The organism is Pseudomonas sp. Sample_20 (assembly GCF_004307585.1).
Classification (GTDB): Bacteria; Pseudomonadota; Gammaproteobacteria; order Pseudomonadales; family Pseudomonadaceae; genus Aquipseudomonas; species Aquipseudomonas atacamensis.
Map to the genome: position 1 here is coordinate 71,441 of NZ_RCOA01000071.1, position 14,378 is coordinate 85,818.

Genomic DNA, 14,378 nt, shown 5'->3' on the forward strand with positions numbered 1-14,378 from the left:
ATCGAAAATCAGCTCAGATCCGGACGTTGCCCCGTGGCCCGGCAATCGCCCAGATGATCAGGCCCAGCACCGGCAGGAGGATGATCAGCAACACCCAGACGATTTTCATTCCGGTGGAGGCGCCGCTTTTCAGCACGTTGATGATGGCCCAGATGTCGAGGGCAAGGATGATCAGGCCAATCAGACCGTTGAACGTGGAACCCATGGTGTCGCTCCAGAATAGTGGCATGCACTTTTAGGATAGACGGTCGCGCGCAGGGTTCCCTTTTATTGCGTTCAGATGTGAACGGCGACCTTCAAGGCTTCCAGCGCTGGCGCGGCGGCGATGCCAACCTCGGCGCACAACTCCAGCACGCGGGGCACATCGTTGCCGTAGACCAGGACCATTTGCAACTCATCGTCGAGCAACTGGCTGAAGTTCATCAACGTGTAACCGCCGTTCTCCTTGTTCAGGCTGCTCATTTGCACCTGGATGCGGTTGAGTGCGGTCAGCGCTTCGGTCTTGGCCAGTTGTTTGGGCTTGAGATTGAAATCGACGCCCGGACCAAACGAGGCAACGATTTGTGCGAACAGGTCGACATAGGTATCGGCCTGAAACAGCACGGTTTCCGGCAGGCTACCGACCACTACCCACTCACCCAGCGGGATCGGGAAAGTGTCGTCGTAGTTGATGTCCGGATTGGCGGTCAGAAAAGCCTCGGCATCGGCGTAGGCCTGAGCGGCTTCGTCGGCCACCTTCAGGATCTCGTCCTCGCCCATGCAGCCGGAGCTGATTTTGCTGATGAGTTCGACGAGTGCGGCTTTCATGAGGGCGGATCCTGTGGCGGAGGTGAATTTTCAGGGCGCGAAGGATAGCGCATTCTGCCCTTCGCCACAGTCCGTGGACTTTACGCCAGCAACTTTTCCAGCTGCGCGGTGGTATCGACTGCGCCCATGGTCCGCGCCGCGTCGAGCGCGGTCACGCCATTGGCGTCCTTGGCTTTCGGGTCTGCACCCTGGCCGATCAGGTAGTCGACGATTTCAACGCGGTTGAACATTGCCGCCATCATCAGCGCGGTACGGCCGTCGAAGGAAGAACCTTCAATCTCGGCGCCCGCCTCGACCAGCGCCTTGACCACCGCCAGATCGCCCTTGAACGCGGCGCCGGCAATCGGGCTCTGGCCGTTGCCATTGCGCATTTCCGGATCGGCCTTGTGTTTAAGCAGGACCTTCACCGCATCGACATGGCCGTAATAGCTGGCGAGCATCAACAAGGTGTCGCCCTTGCTGTTTTTCAGGTTCACCGGCAGCCCGGCGCTGACCAGGCGATCAAGCATCTCGGCATCACCGTCGCGCGCCTTGTTGAAAACCTGCTCGGTGAATTCGGCAGCTTCTTCAGGGGTCATCTGGCGGCTTTGGTCGGACATGGGGCACTCCATTTCGGTCTATCGGAAAGCCGACAGTTTCCCGAGCGCGACGGTGGCTGTCACTCGGTTTTTTCCGAGCGTCCCGATAGCCACACTCAATATCGATGTTTGCCCTGTTGAATTTCAGCGAGGATTTGCTCACTGACATGCACATAGGTTTCGCTGCCCGGCAGCCAGGCGAAGATCGGGTCATCGCCGGTGAGCCCGGGGTCAAAGCCTTCCGTTTTCAGGCGAGTTTTCTGGTATTTGAAGGTCCCGGTGGTTTCCATTTTCACTTTCACCCGCAAGAACAACGGCACGGCATAAGCCGGCATACGTTGCCGGACGAAACTCAGCAGTTCAGCGAAATCCAGCGTGGCCAAGGATTCGGCGGGAGTAATTGCAGCCATCCCCGCACGCCCATTGGTGTTGGGGATCTCCACACCGTAGGCCACGGCTTCAGCGATCAGCGGATGTTGCAGCAACAAATTCTCGACTTCGGTGGTCGACACGTTTTCACCCTTCCAGCGATAGGTATCGCCGAGGCGATCAACAAATTGCGCATGGCCGAAACCGATATTGCGCAGCAGGTCGCCGGTGTTGAAAAAGCGATCGCCCTTGTTGAACACATCGTGGAGGACGACGCGGGCGGTTTTCTGCGGGTCGGTGTAACCGTCCAGCGGTGCCTTGTCGTCGATCCGCGCCAGCAGCAGGCCCTGCTCGCCCTTGCCGACCTTGCGCATGAAACCATCATCGCCGCGCAATGGCTCGCCACTGTCATGGTCGTAAGCGACCAGTTCCCACGCCATCAGCGAAAACCCGACGGTGTTGTCGAAATTGAGGATGTTGGTGAAACCGATGTTGCCGTCGCTCGCCGCGTACAGCTCACAAATGTGCTCGACGGCAAAACGCGTCTTGAACTCGGCCCAGGCACCAGGACGCAAACCATTGCCGATCATCTTGCGCACGTCGTGGCGGCTGTCATCGGCGCTGACCGGTTGCTCGACCAGGTAGCGACACAGCTCACCGACATAGCCGATGGTGGTTGCGCGATAGCGGCGCACGTCACCCCAGAACTGGCTGGCGCTGAACTTGCGGCGGATGGCGAAACCCGAGGCGCCATTGATCGCCGATCCCCAGCACACGCACAGGCCCGTGGCGTGATACAGCGGCAAGGTGCAGTAAACGACATCATCCGGGCGCATATCGAGGGCGATCATGCCGAAGCTCGCCGAACTGCGCATCCAGCGTCCATGCTTGAAAACCCCGGCCTTGGGCAGGCCGGTGGTGCCGGAGGTGTAGATGTAGAAACACGGATCGTCGAAGAAAATCTGCGCGCTGCTCGGCGGGTTATCGCTACTGGCGTCAGCACTGGCGCTGATCAGATTGACGTAACCCTCAGGCGCGATGCCCGGATGGCTGTAGGTGTCCTGATCGGCGACGAACCAGGTGCGCGGCGCTGCGATCGCAACCTGATCACGCACGCCGGCATAGGCAGCGGTCAGTTCTTCGCCAACCACAATAGCCACCGGCGCAACCAGATTGATGCTGTGAACAAGCGTGTCGCGCATCAACGAGGTATTGAGCAGCGCACTCACCGCGCCGAGCTTGGCCAGCGCCAGGATTGTCACCAGTAATTCCGCACGGTTCTCGATGAACACCGCGACCACATCGCCCTTGCCGATGCCTTGCTCGCTCAGGTAATGCGCAATGCGATTGGCCCACTGGTTGACCTGCGTGTAGGTCAACGCCACGTCGCCCTGCAACAACGCCACACCATCGGGATTGCGCCGCGTCGCCTGCTCGAACGTCCAGCCCAGACCACACGTTTGGGTCGGATCCGTGACATTGGCCACTTTCATGCCTTTGACCACGCGGGGGATGGCCTTGGCGATCATCGGCAGTTTGCGGAGCATCATGCCCCAGGTAATCGTGTCGCTTGGTGCGTGACGCATGAAAGCTCCCCGTTCGATCTTGACGTGCAGACCGCTGTTCTTGTTATCGGGTAATGACTGCGACCGACGCGTTTACGCTGTGGGTCGAGAAGGAAAGTACGTCAGTGCTCGCGGGGCTGTACACGCGGTTTTTGCAATGATTTGTATCCCGTCGCGCCTCCGGGGAAGAGCGGATTCTGGTACGGACGTTTGGTTCCGTTGTACGGAGAAAAATCACGCAAAATGCAGGATGCACGATGGCCATTCATGCAGATTGCACGACGCCTGCAAAATGCAACGCCTTCAACTTATTGATTTTAAAAGGATTTTATTCGCACCAATACTGGCACAAACGCTGCAACTACCTCCGCATGCTTGCCATTCAAGTACATACGGAGCTGATGACATGAGCCTGATTCAAGAAAAATTTACATCGCTGTTCTCCAACTACGAAGTCAGCACTGCCCCACGTCCTGACGGTGGCATCCTGCTCACTCTGCGTAGCAGCGACGGCAAAGTCTTCAAACGCGCCCTCTCGTATCAGCAACTGCATGCCGGTGACCAACTGTCGTGGGCGATCAGCGCGATCCGCCGCGACCTGGCCGAACAAGCCAGCGAGCTGCCGCAAATTGCAATGCTGCAGAGCCAGCAGCGTTTTGCTCTGCCAACCTATCACTCGCTGTAATTTTTAAAGCGCTATAAACAAAACAGGCCGTGGAGCTTTCGCTTCACGGCCTGTTTTTTTGTGTTGATGCAGAACCCTGTGGGAGCGAGCTTGCTCGCGAAAGCGGTGTGTCAGGGCTAAATTTTTATCTGATATTGCGCCTTCGCGAGCAAGCTCGCTCCCACATTTGATTCGTGTGGATCAGAAAGCTTCGGGTTCAATTCCGGTGAAGATGTCGACGGTAATGTGGCTTCCCAGCTCCCCCCCTTCACGCGCCAGGCCGCAGGTTTTCAGGCCAGCCGACTGCGCAGCATCGAGCTCTTCGACGATGTCCGAGAGAAACAGGATCTCCCCCGCATCTACCCCAATTGCCTGCTGAATATGGCGATAAGACTGCGCCTCACGCTTCGGCCCCGATGTGGTGTCGAAATAGCCGCTGAACAGCGGCGTCAGATCCCCCGCCTCCGAGCAACCGAAGATCAGCTTCTGCGCCTGGATCGAGCCGGATGAGTAAACAAACAGTTGATAACCGGCCGCATGCCAACGTTGCAGCGCTTCAACGGCATCCGGATAAACATGCCCTTTCAGCTGCCCTGCCTGATAGCCCTGCGCCCAGACCATGCCCTGCAATGCCTTGAGCGGCGTGGCTTTGCGGTCTTCGGCGATCCAGCTCAAGAGGATTTCAACAACCCGTTCAACGTCAGCCAGCGGCTCATTGCTGTCTCGGCGCACGGCGTCGAGCTGTTCGGCGACATCAGCACGCGAAGCGTTCTGCCGCACAAAGTCGGGCAAATGTTTGGCGGCGTAGGGAAACAGCACGTCGAAGACGAAACTCACCGCGCTGGTGGTGCCTTCAATGTCGGTGAGGATGGCTTTGATCGACACGGTTTCAGTCCTCCAGACGCGGGAAGCGACCGGCGATGTCTTCGCCGGTGAAATTGGCAACCCAGCCTTCCGGGTTGTTGAACAGACGGATCGCCACAAAGTGCGGATGTTCGCCCATGTCGAACCAGTGCTTGGTGCCGGCCGGAACCGAGATCAGGTCGTTCTTCTCACAGAGAACGGCATAGACGTAATCGTCGATGTGCAGGGTAAACAAGCCACGACCGGCAACGAAAAATCGCACTTCGTCTTCGCCATGGCGGTGCTCTTCGAGGAACTTGGCGCGCAGTTCGGCTTTTTGCGGATGGTCGCTGTTGAGGCTGATCACGTCGACGGTGATGTAGCCGCGCTCGGTCATCAGCTTGTCGATCTGCTCTTTATAAGCGCTGATGACCTCTTCCTGACTGGCGCCGGGCTGGATCTTCGCGGCGGCCTGCCAGCGGTCGAAACGCACGCCCTGCTCGGCCAGCGTCGAGGCGATGTCTTCGAAATGGGTCAGCACCTTGTTGGGAATCTCAGGGCTGGAAACGTGATAAACGGACAGGCTGCTCATGGGCAATTCCTCGGTAGCGGCGGCGCCGTCCGGCTCTTGCAGACCGGTCGGGCGCCGCGTGGCATCAGGCAAACGGGCTGTTTCTGGTGAACTCAGCCTTGGCGGTTCATGACGCTGCGGGTTTTCAACTCGCATTCAAACAGGAATTCAAAAGCCTCGATCTGCCGCAGCGCGTCGCTCATCTGCGCGCCCCAGGTGTAGAGGCCATGGCCGCGAATCAGATAACCGACGCAATCGGGATGGGCGTCGAGCCAAGGCTGCACCTTGGCGGCGAGGCGCGCAATGTCCTGATCGTTGTCAAAAATCGGCACACGCACCCGTGATTCATGGGTGGAAATGCCGCTGAAGGCTTTCTGCAATTCGTAGTCTTCGAACTCGATGAAATCTTCCGGGGTCAGACGCGACAGCACCGTGGCATTCACCGAATGGGTGTGCAGCACCGCGCCGATCTCCGCGCGCCAACTGTAGAGCTGGGTGTGCAGCAAGGTTTCGGCGGAGGGTTTCTTGCCTGGTTCCAGGCTATTGCCGGACAGATCGGTAGCGAGCACGTCATCCACACCCAACTGGCCCTTGTGCTTGCCCGATACGGTCAACAGCGCTTCGCTCGGCGACAGGCGTGTCGAATAGTTGCTGCTGGTGGCTGGCGACCAGCCACGGCCATATAGAAAACGCCCGGCGTCAACGATCTGCTGGGCGAGCTGTTCACGGCTAAGGCTCATGGCCTGTCCTCTTGCATACATGTGGCAATGATAACGGCAGCGGCAAGCGCTGCGAGACTGGCAATACTAAAGGTCAATGTCGCGCCGAGGGCATTCCAGCTGTAGCCGGAATACAGCGCGCCGAGCGCCCCGCCGGTGCCGGCCAGTGCCGCATACAGCGCCTGGCCCTGGCCTTGCTGGCGGGCGCCGAAACTACGTTGCACGAAAGCGATGGCAGCCGCATGAAAGCTGCCGAAAGTCGCTGCGTGCAGCACTTGGGCGAACAACAGCACCCAGAGAAACTCCGCAAACGAACCGAGCAGCACCCAACGCAACGCCGCCAGCAGGAAACTCGCCAGCAGCACCCGGCGCAGGGAAAAGCGCGCCAGAATGCGGCTCATGGCCATGAACATCAGCACTTCCGCCACCACACCCACGGCCCAGAGCATGCCGATGACGCCACGGCTGTAACCGAGGCGTTCAAGGTGCAGGGTCAGAAAGGTGTAATACGGCCCATGGCTGACCTGCATCAGCGCGACGCAGGCATAAAACGCCAACACGCCGGGATGGCGCAATTGCTTGAGAAAGCCCTCACCCGCCGGCCGATTGCCTTGCGCCGGCTGCGCATTCGGCACCCACAGGCTGCTGAGAACGATACCGGCCATGATCAGCACCAGCGCCGCCGGGTAGATGTCCAGACTGAGCCATTCGAACAGCCGCCCCAGCACTACCACGGTGATGATGAAACCGATCGAGCCCCACAGGCGAATCTGGCTGTAGCGCGACGTTTGCCCCTGCAGATGCGCGAGAGTGATGACTTCAAACTGCGGCAGCACCGCATGCCAGAAGAACGCATGCAAGGCCATGACCATCGCCAGCCAGGCGTAGGTCTGACTGACGAAGATCAGCGAAAAGGTCAGCAACGTGCACACCGCACCAAAGCGCACGATGGCCAGACGCCTGCCGGTGTAATCGCCGAGCCAGCCCCAGATGTTCGGCGCCACACAGCGCATCAGCATCGGAATCGCCACCAGCTCGCCGATGCGCGCGGCGCTGAAGCCGAGGTGATCGAAGTACAGCGCCAGAAACGGCGCTGTCGAACCGAGCAAGGCGAAATAGAACAGATAGAAACTGGACAGCCGCCAGTAAGGAAGCGCCGCCACGCCGGTTATGCCGCGACGGCTTTGAGCGCAGCCATCAGAGCTGGCCCAGCACCGGCGTGCTCACGCGCACATCGGCGTTCTGCCCACGGTGGCGCAGCAGGTGATCCATCAGCACGATGGCCATCATCGCTTCGGCGATCGGCGTCGCGCGGATACCGACGCAAGGGTCGTGACGACCCTTGGTGATCACGTCGACCGGGTTGCCATTCACGTCGATCGAACGCCCCGGGGTGGTGATGCTCGAGGTCGGTTTCAATGCCAGATGCGCAACGATTGGCTGGCCGGACGAGATGCCACCGAGGATGCCGCCGGCGTTGTTGCTGAGAAAACCCTCCGGCGTCAGTTCATCGCGGTGTTCGGTGCCGCGCTGGGCGACACAGGCGAAACCGGCGCCGATCTCCACGCCTTTGACTGCGTTGATGCTCATCAGCGCGTGGGCCAGTTCGGCGTCGAGGCGATCGAAAATCGGCTCGCCAAGGCCCGGCATCACGCCTTCGGCGACCACGGTGATCTTCGCCCCGACCGAGTCCTGATCGCGGCGCAACTGGTCCATGTAGGCTTCCAGCTCCGGGACCTTGTCCGGGTCAGGGCTGAAGAAAGCGTTTTCTTCGACCGAATCCCAGGTCTTGAACGGAATTTCGATCGGGCCGAGCTGGCTCATGTAACCGCGAATGACGATGCCCTGACTGGCCAGATACTTCTTGGCGATCGCACCGGCCGCTACGCGCATGGCGGTTTCCCGCGCCGAACTGCGGCCACCGCCGCGATAATCGCGCTCGCCGTATTTATGGTGATAGGTGTAGTCGGCGTGGGCCGGGCGGAACAGGTCCTTGATCGCCGAGTAGTCCTTGGACTTCTGGTCGGTGTTGCGAATCAGCAGGCCGATCGAGCAACCGGTGGTGCGGCCCTCGAACACGCCGGAGAGGATTTCGACTTCATCGGCTTCCTGGCGCTGGGTGGTGTGGCGGCTGGTGCCAGGCTTGCGGCGATCGAGGTCGCGCTGCAGATCTTCCAGGGAAATCTCCAGACCCGGCGGGCAGCCGTCGACAATGGCGACCAACGCCGGACCATGGCTTTCGCCAGCGGTGGTGACAGTGAACAACTTGCCGTAGGTATTGCCGGACATGCAGGACGCTCCGTGAAATCAAACCCGAATTCTTGATGCGCGCCAGTATACGCAGGCTAACCGAGTAGTTCATCCTCGAACCTTAGTGGTGCTGGCGAGTCCAACCGGCACCTTGACCAATGATGGCGTGATGATGCTGCGAGTTCTGATCTTGAGTCTTACCCTCTTTACCGGCTTTGCCCAAGCGACAGTCCTACAGCGCCCGGTCACTCTGGACACCGGCAGCGGCGAACTTTTCGGTTCGCTGTTGCTGCCCAAGTCCGACAGCCCGGTGCCGATTGTTCTGATGATTTCTGGCTCGGGTCCTACAGATCGCGATGGAAACAACCCCGACGGCGGGCGTAACGACAGCCTCAAGCGCTTGGCCTGGGTGCTGGCCAAACACAACATCGCCAGCGTGCGCTATGACAAGCGTGGCGTTGCGGCGAGCCTGGCGGCCGCTCCCGATGAACGTGAGCTGTCAGTCGAGGGCTATGCGGCGGACGCGGTGGCGTGGGGGCAGAAGCTCAAGGCCGATCCGCGTTTCGGCAAACTGATTCTGCTCGGCCACAGCGAAGGCGCGCTGATTGCCAGCCTCGCTGCGCCGAAGCTGGACGCAGCGGCGGTGATCTCGCTGTCTGGCAGCGCGCGGCCGGTCGATGAAGTGATCCGCGAACAGTTGGCGCGCAGCCTGCCGCCGCCACTGATGCTGCGCAGCAACGAACTGCTCGACAGCCTCAAGGCCGGCCACGCCGATGACAACGTGCCGCAACCGTTGCAGGTGATCTTCCGCCCGAGCGTGCAGCCGTACCTGATTTCGCTGTTCCGTCAGGACCCGGCGCAAGCCTTTGCCCAGCTGAAAATGCCGGCACTGATCGTTCAGGGCAGCAACGACATTCAGGTCGGCACCGAAGACGCGAAGCTGCTCAAGGCGTCCAAACCGGACGCGCAACTGACGGTGATCGAAGGCATGAATCATGTGCTGCGCATCGTCCACAACGACATGAAGCGGCAATTGGCCTCCTACAAGGACCCGAATTTGCCCCTGGCCGCCGAACTGGGCGCCGCCGTCATCGAATTTATTGACGGAATTCGTGCAAGTTAACTGCGTTTTACCCTCCAGCCTCACAGAAAACGGCCGATAAGCCTTTGTCGCCAGCGCAACGTCTGGCGGCAAGCAGGGCTTGGACAGGATCTCGCCGTTATGACTGAAACCCAGACTTCACCCGACACCAGCGCTGAAAAAGACGCACCGCCAGCGGTCGAACTGCCGTGGGCGGATGTTCAGGCCGAGCACCACAAGATGCTCCGCCTGGCGCCGCTGCAGACCGACCGCAACACCGGTGGCCGGCCGTTGCGCTTTGTCGAATTCGGTTACGCCGAGCGCAACAGCAAAGAGCGCAGCCTGATGCGCATGGCGATCAAGCTGCCCAACCAGCGTGTGCGCAAAGAACAAAATCATCTTGATGTGTGGGTCGACCACGCGAGCAAACGTGTGAGTTTCGGTCCCGACAGTGGCTTGCAGGTCGAACCGCTGAATCGCGGCATTGGTCGTTTCATGGCCGCGCAAGGCATCAATTGGGCGAAAAAGCGCTGGCCCGGCTACACCGTCGAAGGCATGGACCTGAACAACAAGGACGCGCTAAACGAAGACACTCGCTTGCGTCGCGACCATTTCCTGCGCGTGCACGGTTTCGATGTGGTTTACGCCGACGCCCAGCATTTGAAAGGCAGCATCAAGGCGGTTCAGGTCGGTGATCTACTGGGTGACTGGAACAGCGAAAAACTGCAGATCGTCGAGATTCTTGAAGCCGCGCAGATGCTGCAGCAGGCCGAACAGAATCTCGCTGAGCAGGAAGTGAAACTGAAGAAGCAGGAAGAGAAAGTCAGCAAGTTCAAGCGTGAAGACGCCGGGTTGCGCTTCACCATTACGTGTCTGGTGGCGTTTGCGGTGTTTCAGGCGGGGTTGTTGATCTGGATTGCTACGCACCGCTGATGGCTTGGGTGCGTACTGATCGTTCCCATGCTCTGCGTGGGAACGATCTGTCACAACCTTAGACGCGGGACGCGAACAGGGCCTGATGCGCGCGGCACTGCTCGGCTGTCAGCATGAACACGCCATGCCCGCCGCGCTGGAACTCCAGCCAGGCGAAATCGACTTCCGGGTACAACGCCTCGACGTGCACCTGGCTGTTGCCCACCTCGACAATCAGTAAACCTTTCTCGGTCAGGTGATCCGCCGCTTCGGCGAGCATGCGCCGGACCAGATTCAGACCATCATCACCGCAGGCCAGGCCCAGTTCCGGCTCGTGCTGATATTCGTCCGGCATGTCGGCGAAATCTTCCGCGTCGACGTAGGGCGGGTTCGACACGATCAGATCGAAACGCTGACCCGGCAAACCATCGAAGCCATCACCCTGCACGGTGTAGACGCGCTCATCGACGCCATGGCGTTCGATGTTCTGGTTGGCTACTTCCAGCGCCTCGAACGACAGGTCCGCGAGCACTACCTCGGCATTCTGAAACTCGTAAGCACAGGCAATACCGATGCAACCGGAACCCGTGCACAGGTCGAGAATTCGTGCCGGTTCGTTGCCGATCCATGGCGCAAAGCGGTTTTCGATCAGCTCACCGATCGGCGAACGCGGGATCAGCACGCGCTGGTCGACGATGAACGACATGCCGCAGAACCACGCTTCACCGAGCAGGTAGGCGGTGGGAACGCGATCTTCGATGCGGCGCTTGAGCAAGCGCTGCAGATTGACCAGTTCGTCATCTTCGAGCGCGCAATCAAGATAGCTGTCGGCGATTTCCCAAGGCAGGTGCAAAGCGCCCAGCACCAACTGGCGAGCCTCGTCCCAGGCGTTGTCGGTGCCATGACCGAAAAACAGATCCTCCCCATGGAAGCGGCTGACGGCCCAACGGATGTGGTCGCGCAGGGTACGAAGTCGGGAAGTGATCACGGCGTAGAACTCCAGAAAAAACGACTGGCGATTCTAGCAGCCAAAACGCGCCACGACGACGCAGGAAAAACCGTGCGGCAACGGTAGGAGATTTCTTTTTTTTGCATCAGGCATTGAACGGAACGTGTAACTTGACAAGGCTGCAGGCCAAGAACGACGGCGCCTACGATGGTAGCGATTCACAGAACCGCTCAGCCAGAGGACAATGTCGCAAAAGCCCCACCCCGAGGAGCCCCAGAATGTCCGTTCCAAAAACGATGTTTCAACTCAGTGGCCGCGGTTACGCAGCGGCCACCCTGAGCCATGCCACCGTGGTCATCATCGATGCCCAGAAGGAATACCTCAGTGGCCCGCTGGCCCTGAGCGGCATGGACGCGGCCGTCGCGAACATCAAACAAGTGGTTGCCGCAGCCCGTGCCGCCGGTCGGCCGATCGTGCACGTGCGTCATCTCGGCACCGTTGGTGGCCTGTTCGACCCGCAGGGCGAACGTGGCGAGTTCATCCCTGGTCTGGAACCACAGGGTGATGAAACCATTATCGGCAAACTGCTGCCGAGCGCTTTCCATGGCACTGAGCTGCTCGAGCGTCTGCAGAACCTCGGCTCGCTGGACCTGATCGTTTGCGGATTCATGAGTCACTCCAGCGTCAGCACCACCGTGCGCGCGGCAAAGAACCTCGGTTTCCGCTGCACCCTGGTCGAAGACGCCTGCGCGACCCGCGATCTGCCGTTCAAGGGCGGCGTGCTCAGCGCCGAACGCGTGCAGGAAGCGGAAATGGCGATCATGGCTGACAACTTCGCCACGCTGGCCAAGACTCAGGACCTGATCTGATCCTGCCCTTGTGAGCGGTGCATTGGCGCCGCTCATCCGCTATATCCGCTGATTTGCCGCAAATGCCATAGCCTCAGGAACAACCCGGTCAACTCCCGGTCGAAGGGCCGATACCATTGAGGAAGGTCGGAATGAAGTTATCCGATGGATTTGACGCACGCCGTTTGCGGCCCAAAGGCCAAAGCAACTGGCGTTTTCGATTTGGCGCGGCGATCTCGGCCATTCTGGCGACGTTCGGCGTGCTGCTGGCGATGGCTGGTGCAGCCAGCCTGCTCGGCCGTCCGCCGGCGCTGGGTGACCTGAACGCATCACCGCTGGGCTCGGCAATCATGCTTGCCGTCGGCTTGCTGTTTCTGTATTTCGGCGTTGCCCTGTGGCGCCGCTGCCGCCGTCGCGCACGGCAATCGCGGGAACTGAACATGTCCCCGCATCTGATGAAAAAACACGACTGACCCAACGGCCTGGCTTTTTGCCGGGCCGTTTTCTGTCGACTTGGGTAAACTGGCCGCCCTTCGCGGAGGCTGACATGCAAGACGACGATTTTTCTCTGTTCAAAAGTGCCATCCAGGGCGTCAAGCCGATCAAGCACGACCGCGCCGACACCGGCAAACCCAAGGCTGACCGCGCGCAGATCGCCAAGCTGCGTCAGTCCGCCACCGTGCGAAGCGACACCACCATCATTGACGGCCTCTCCGACCAGTTCGTGATCGACGTCGGCCCGGAAGACGAGCTGATGTGGTCCCGCGACGGCGTGCAGGAAAGCCAGATGCGCAAGCTCAAGGTCGGGCAGATCCCGTTCGAAGGCAGTCTCGACCTGCACGGCATGAGCGTGGAAAAGGCTCGGGAAACACTTTGGGCCTTTCTCGCCGAAGCGACCAAATTCGAAATCCGCTGCGTGCGCGTGACGCACGGCAAGGCTGTGCGCCTGGATGGCAAGCGGCCGATGATCAAAAGCCACGTCAATACCTGGCTGCGCCAGCATGCGCAAGTGCTCGGTTTCTGCTCGTGCCAGGCCAAACACGGCGGTGCCGGCGCGGTTTATGTGATGCTGAAACGGACGATGATGGAAGGCCGCGACGAATAAAGCCGTCACACCGAACTTGCAGGGTTGTGTCCGCCACCGTACCCTTGCCCTTTGCGAAAATCCCCACAGGTAGTTTCATGTCCCTGGAACAGAATTACACCGCGATTCTCGGCCAATTGGGCGAGGACGTGTCCCGCGAGGGCCTGCTCGACACGCCAAAGCGTGCCGCCAAAGCCATGCAGTACCTCTGCCGCGGTTATGCACAGACGCTCGAAGAGGTCACCAACGGTGCCCTGTTCAGCTCCGACAACAGCGAGATGGTGCTGGTCAAGGACATCGAGCTGTATTCGTTGTGCGAACACCACCTGCTGCCGTTCATCGGCAAGGCGCATGTCGCCTACATCCCGAGCGGCAAAGTGCTGGGCCTGTCGAAGGTTGCGCGGATCGTCGATATGTACGCCCGCCGCCTGCAGATTCAGGAAAACCTCAGCCGCCAGATCGCCGATGCGGTAATGCAAGTCACCGGCGCGCTGGGCGTGGCCGTGGTGATCGAAGCCAAGCACATGTGCATGATGATGCGCGGCGTCGAAAAGCAGAATTCGTCGATGATCACTTCGGTGATGCTCGGTGAATTCCGTGAAAACGCGGCAACCCGTAGCGAATTCCTCAGCCTCATCAAGTAGTTCGCAACAGAAAAGAACCGGCATTGATCGCCGGTTTTTTTTCGCCTGTGAAAAATCGGGTAAGCTGCGCGCCTTTCTTCATTTGCACCGTGAGGCTTTCAACGTGTTCGTCAAAGCGCTTCGTGTCGGCCTCGGCCAACTGGTTATCTTCGTCGATTTCATCACCCGCCCGGGCAAGACAAAACGCCCCGCTGCTGCTCAGGCACAAGTCGACGCTGCCGCGAAAGATCTGACTCTGTACCAATTTCACGCCTGCCCGTTCTGCGTGAAAACCCGCCGCGCCCTGCATCGTCTGAATGTGCCGGTGGCGCTGAAAGACGCGAAGAACAACGAGCAGGATCGCCAGACCCTGCTGGAACAGGGTGGCCGGATCAAAGTGCCTTGCCTGCGTATTGAAGAGAACGGGCAAACCACCTGGATGTATGAATCCAAGGTGATTATCGATTATCTGGATAAGCGGTTTGCGGCGGTCTGATGTTAATGGGTTGGAGCGC

General features: G+C 59.8%; 18 protein-coding genes. 8 read left to right on the top strand and 10 right to left on the bottom strand.

Annotated features, from left to right (window positions below; translation table 11 throughout):
• Nucleotides 1-13: 13 nt before the first annotated feature.
• The 4 genes from D8U70_RS15660 to D8U70_RS15675 form a co-directional block, all read right to left on the bottom strand.
• Nucleotides 14-205 (bottom strand): PLDc N-terminal domain-containing protein, encoded by a 192-nt coding sequence (locus tag D8U70_RS15660; protein ID WP_016773784.1) that lies wholly within the window; start codon nucleotides 203-205, stop codon nucleotides 14-16.
• 71 nt (nucleotides 206-276) lie between these two features.
• Entirely contained in the window at nucleotides 277-807 is a 531-nt protein-coding gene (locus D8U70_RS15665; RefSeq protein ID WP_130929255.1) for a hypothetical protein, read from the bottom strand.
• A gap of 80 nt (nucleotides 808-887) precedes the next feature.
• Nucleotides 888-1,406, bottom strand: coding sequence for an ankyrin repeat domain-containing protein (locus D8U70_RS15670; protein ID WP_016773782.1), 519 nt, complete (start codon nucleotides 1,404-1,406; stop codon nucleotides 888-890).
• 95 nt (nucleotides 1,407-1,501) lie between these two features.
• The gene (locus D8U70_RS15675) at nucleotides 1,502-3,340 is read right to left on the bottom strand and encodes a long-chain-acyl-CoA synthetase (RefSeq protein WP_122705887.1); all 1,839 of its coding nucleotides are present in this window, start codon (nucleotides 3,338-3,340) and stop codon (nucleotides 1,502-1,504) included.
• A gap of 385 nt (nucleotides 3,341-3,725) precedes the next feature.
• Between D8U70_RS15675 and D8U70_RS15680 the strand changes: the two genes are divergently transcribed.
• Complete coding sequence (locus tag D8U70_RS15680; RefSeq protein ID WP_016773780.1) at nucleotides 3,726-4,004, top strand: DUF3509 domain-containing protein; 279 nt, start codon at nucleotides 3,726-3,728, stop codon at nucleotides 4,002-4,004.
• A gap of 180 nt (nucleotides 4,005-4,184) precedes the next feature.
• On the opposite strand, the gene mtnC is transcribed toward D8U70_RS15680, so the two are convergent.
• The 5 genes from mtnC to aroC form a co-directional block, all read right to left on the bottom strand.
• Nucleotides 4,185-4,868, bottom strand: coding sequence for an acireductone synthase (gene mtnC / locus D8U70_RS15685; RefSeq protein ID WP_122705885.1), 684 nt, complete (start codon nucleotides 4,866-4,868; stop codon nucleotides 4,185-4,187).
• A gap of 4 nt (nucleotides 4,869-4,872) precedes the next feature.
• Nucleotides 4,873-5,418: an acireductone dioxygenase gene (locus D8U70_RS15690; protein WP_038861971.1), complete on the bottom strand. Its 546-nt coding sequence runs from the start codon at nucleotides 5,416-5,418 to the stop codon at nucleotides 4,873-4,875.
• A gap of 92 nt (nucleotides 5,419-5,510) precedes the next feature.
• Complete coding sequence (locus D8U70_RS15695; protein WP_024012225.1) at nucleotides 5,511-6,137, bottom strand: methylthioribulose 1-phosphate dehydratase; 627 nt, start codon at nucleotides 6,135-6,137, stop codon at nucleotides 5,511-5,513.
• Nucleotides 6,134-7,279: an MFS transporter gene (locus D8U70_RS15700; RefSeq protein WP_073472596.1), complete on the bottom strand. Its 1,146-nt coding sequence runs from the start codon at nucleotides 7,277-7,279 to the stop codon at nucleotides 6,134-6,136. Before D8U70_RS15700 ends, D8U70_RS15695 begins: the two co-directional genes overlap by 4 nt.
• Before the next feature lie 34 nt (nucleotides 7,280-7,313).
• A complete protein-coding gene (aroC, locus tag D8U70_RS15705) occupies nucleotides 7,314-8,405 on the bottom strand; it encodes a chorismate synthase (protein ID WP_024012223.1) in 1,092 nt (363 codons plus the stop codon).
• Nucleotides 8,406-8,535: 130 nt separating this feature from the next.
• Here aroC and D8U70_RS15710 point away from each other — a divergent pair, with 130 nt between their 5' ends.
• Together D8U70_RS15710 and D8U70_RS15715 are read left to right on the top strand one after the other, a co-directional pair.
• Entirely contained in the window at nucleotides 8,536-9,489 is a 954-nt protein-coding gene (locus tag D8U70_RS15710) for an alpha/beta fold hydrolase (RefSeq protein WP_130929256.1), read from the top strand.
• Nucleotides 9,490-9,588: 99 nt separating this feature from the next.
• Nucleotides 9,589-10,380, top strand: coding sequence for a hypothetical protein (locus tag D8U70_RS15715; protein WP_130929257.1), 792 nt, complete (start codon nucleotides 9,589-9,591; stop codon nucleotides 10,378-10,380).
• A 58-nt stretch (nucleotides 10,381-10,438) separates the two neighbouring features.
• Here the strand turns inward: D8U70_RS15715 and prmB are convergent, their stop codons facing one another.
• On the bottom strand, nucleotides 10,439-11,347 hold the full coding sequence (prmB, locus tag D8U70_RS15720; RefSeq protein WP_056784046.1) for a 50S ribosomal protein L3 N(5)-glutamine methyltransferase: 909 nt from the start codon (nucleotides 11,345-11,347) through the stop codon (nucleotides 10,439-10,441).
• Nucleotides 11,348-11,586: 239 nt separating this feature from the next.
• Here prmB and D8U70_RS15725 point away from each other — a divergent pair, with 239 nt between their 5' ends.
• The 5 genes from D8U70_RS15725 (at nucleotide 11,587) to D8U70_RS15745 (ending at nucleotide 14,359) form a co-directional block, all read left to right on the top strand.
• On the top strand, nucleotides 11,587-12,177 hold the full coding sequence (locus D8U70_RS15725; RefSeq protein ID WP_016773772.1) for a cysteine hydrolase family protein: 591 nt from the start codon (nucleotides 11,587-11,589) through the stop codon (nucleotides 12,175-12,177).
• A gap of 131 nt (nucleotides 12,178-12,308) precedes the next feature.
• Nucleotides 12,309-12,629 (top strand): hypothetical protein, encoded by a 321-nt coding sequence (locus D8U70_RS15730; RefSeq protein ID WP_016773771.1) that lies wholly within the window; start codon nucleotides 12,309-12,311, stop codon nucleotides 12,627-12,629.
• Between the two features lie 74 nt (nucleotides 12,630-12,703).
• Nucleotides 12,704-13,261 (top strand): Smr/MutS family protein, encoded by a 558-nt coding sequence (locus D8U70_RS15735; protein ID WP_071171525.1) that lies wholly within the window; start codon nucleotides 12,704-12,706, stop codon nucleotides 13,259-13,261.
• 77 nt (nucleotides 13,262-13,338) lie between these two features.
• Complete coding sequence (gene folE / locus D8U70_RS15740; RefSeq protein ID WP_016773769.1) at nucleotides 13,339-13,884, top strand: GTP cyclohydrolase I FolE; 546 nt, start codon at nucleotides 13,339-13,341, stop codon at nucleotides 13,882-13,884.
• Between the two features lie 103 nt (nucleotides 13,885-13,987).
• Nucleotides 13,988-14,359: a glutathione S-transferase N-terminal domain-containing protein gene (locus D8U70_RS15745; protein WP_130929258.1), complete on the top strand. Its 372-nt coding sequence runs from the start codon at nucleotides 13,988-13,990 to the stop codon at nucleotides 14,357-14,359.
• Nucleotides 14,360-14,378 lie beyond the last annotated feature (19 nt).

Bases quoted from the DNA above. Each gene is read 5' to 3' on its own strand.
- D8U70_RS15665 (WP_130929255.1), bottom strand. From the start codon at position 807: ATGAAAGCCGCACTCGTCGAACTCATCAGCAAAATCAGCTCCGGCTGC.
- D8U70_RS15725 (WP_016773772.1), top strand. From the start codon at position 11,587: ATGTCCGTTCCAAAAACGATGTTTCAACTCAGTGGCCGCGGTTACGCA.
- D8U70_RS15670 (WP_016773782.1), bottom strand. From the start codon at position 1,406: ATGTCCGACCAAAGCCGCCAGATGACCCCTGAAGAAGCTGCCGAATTC.
- aroC (WP_024012223.1), bottom strand. From the start codon at position 8,405: ATGTCCGGCAATACCTACGGCAAGTTGTTCACTGTCACCACCGCTGGC.
- D8U70_RS15660 (WP_016773784.1), bottom strand. From the start codon at position 205: ATGGGTTCCACGTTCAACGGTCTGATTGGCCTGATCATCCTTGCCCTC.
- D8U70_RS15690 (WP_038861971.1), bottom strand. From the start codon at position 5,418: ATGAGCAGCCTGTCCGTTTATCACGTTTCCAGCCCTGAGATTCCCAAC.
- D8U70_RS15695 (WP_024012225.1), bottom strand. From the start codon at position 6,137: ATGAGCCTTAGCCGTGAACAGCTCGCCCAGCAGATCGTTGACGCCGGG.
- D8U70_RS15715 (WP_130929257.1), top strand. From the start codon at position 9,589: ATGACTGAAACCCAGACTTCACCCGACACCAGCGCTGAAAAAGACGCA.
- D8U70_RS15680 (WP_016773780.1), top strand. From the start codon at position 3,726: ATGAGCCTGATTCAAGAAAAATTTACATCGCTGTTCTCCAACTACGAA.
- D8U70_RS15710 (WP_130929256.1), top strand. From the start codon at position 8,536: ATGATGCTGCGAGTTCTGATCTTGAGTCTTACCCTCTTTACCGGCTTT.
- D8U70_RS15735 (WP_071171525.1), top strand. From the start codon at position 12,704: ATGCAAGACGACGATTTTTCTCTGTTCAAAAGTGCCATCCAGGGCGTC.
- D8U70_RS15675 (WP_122705887.1), bottom strand. From the start codon at position 3,340: ATGCGTCACGCACCAAGCGACACGATTACCTGGGGCATGATGCTCCGC.
- folE (WP_016773769.1), top strand. From the start codon at position 13,339: ATGTCCCTGGAACAGAATTACACCGCGATTCTCGGCCAATTGGGCGAG.
- D8U70_RS15730 (WP_016773771.1), top strand. From the start codon at position 12,309: ATGAAGTTATCCGATGGATTTGACGCACGCCGTTTGCGGCCCAAAGGC.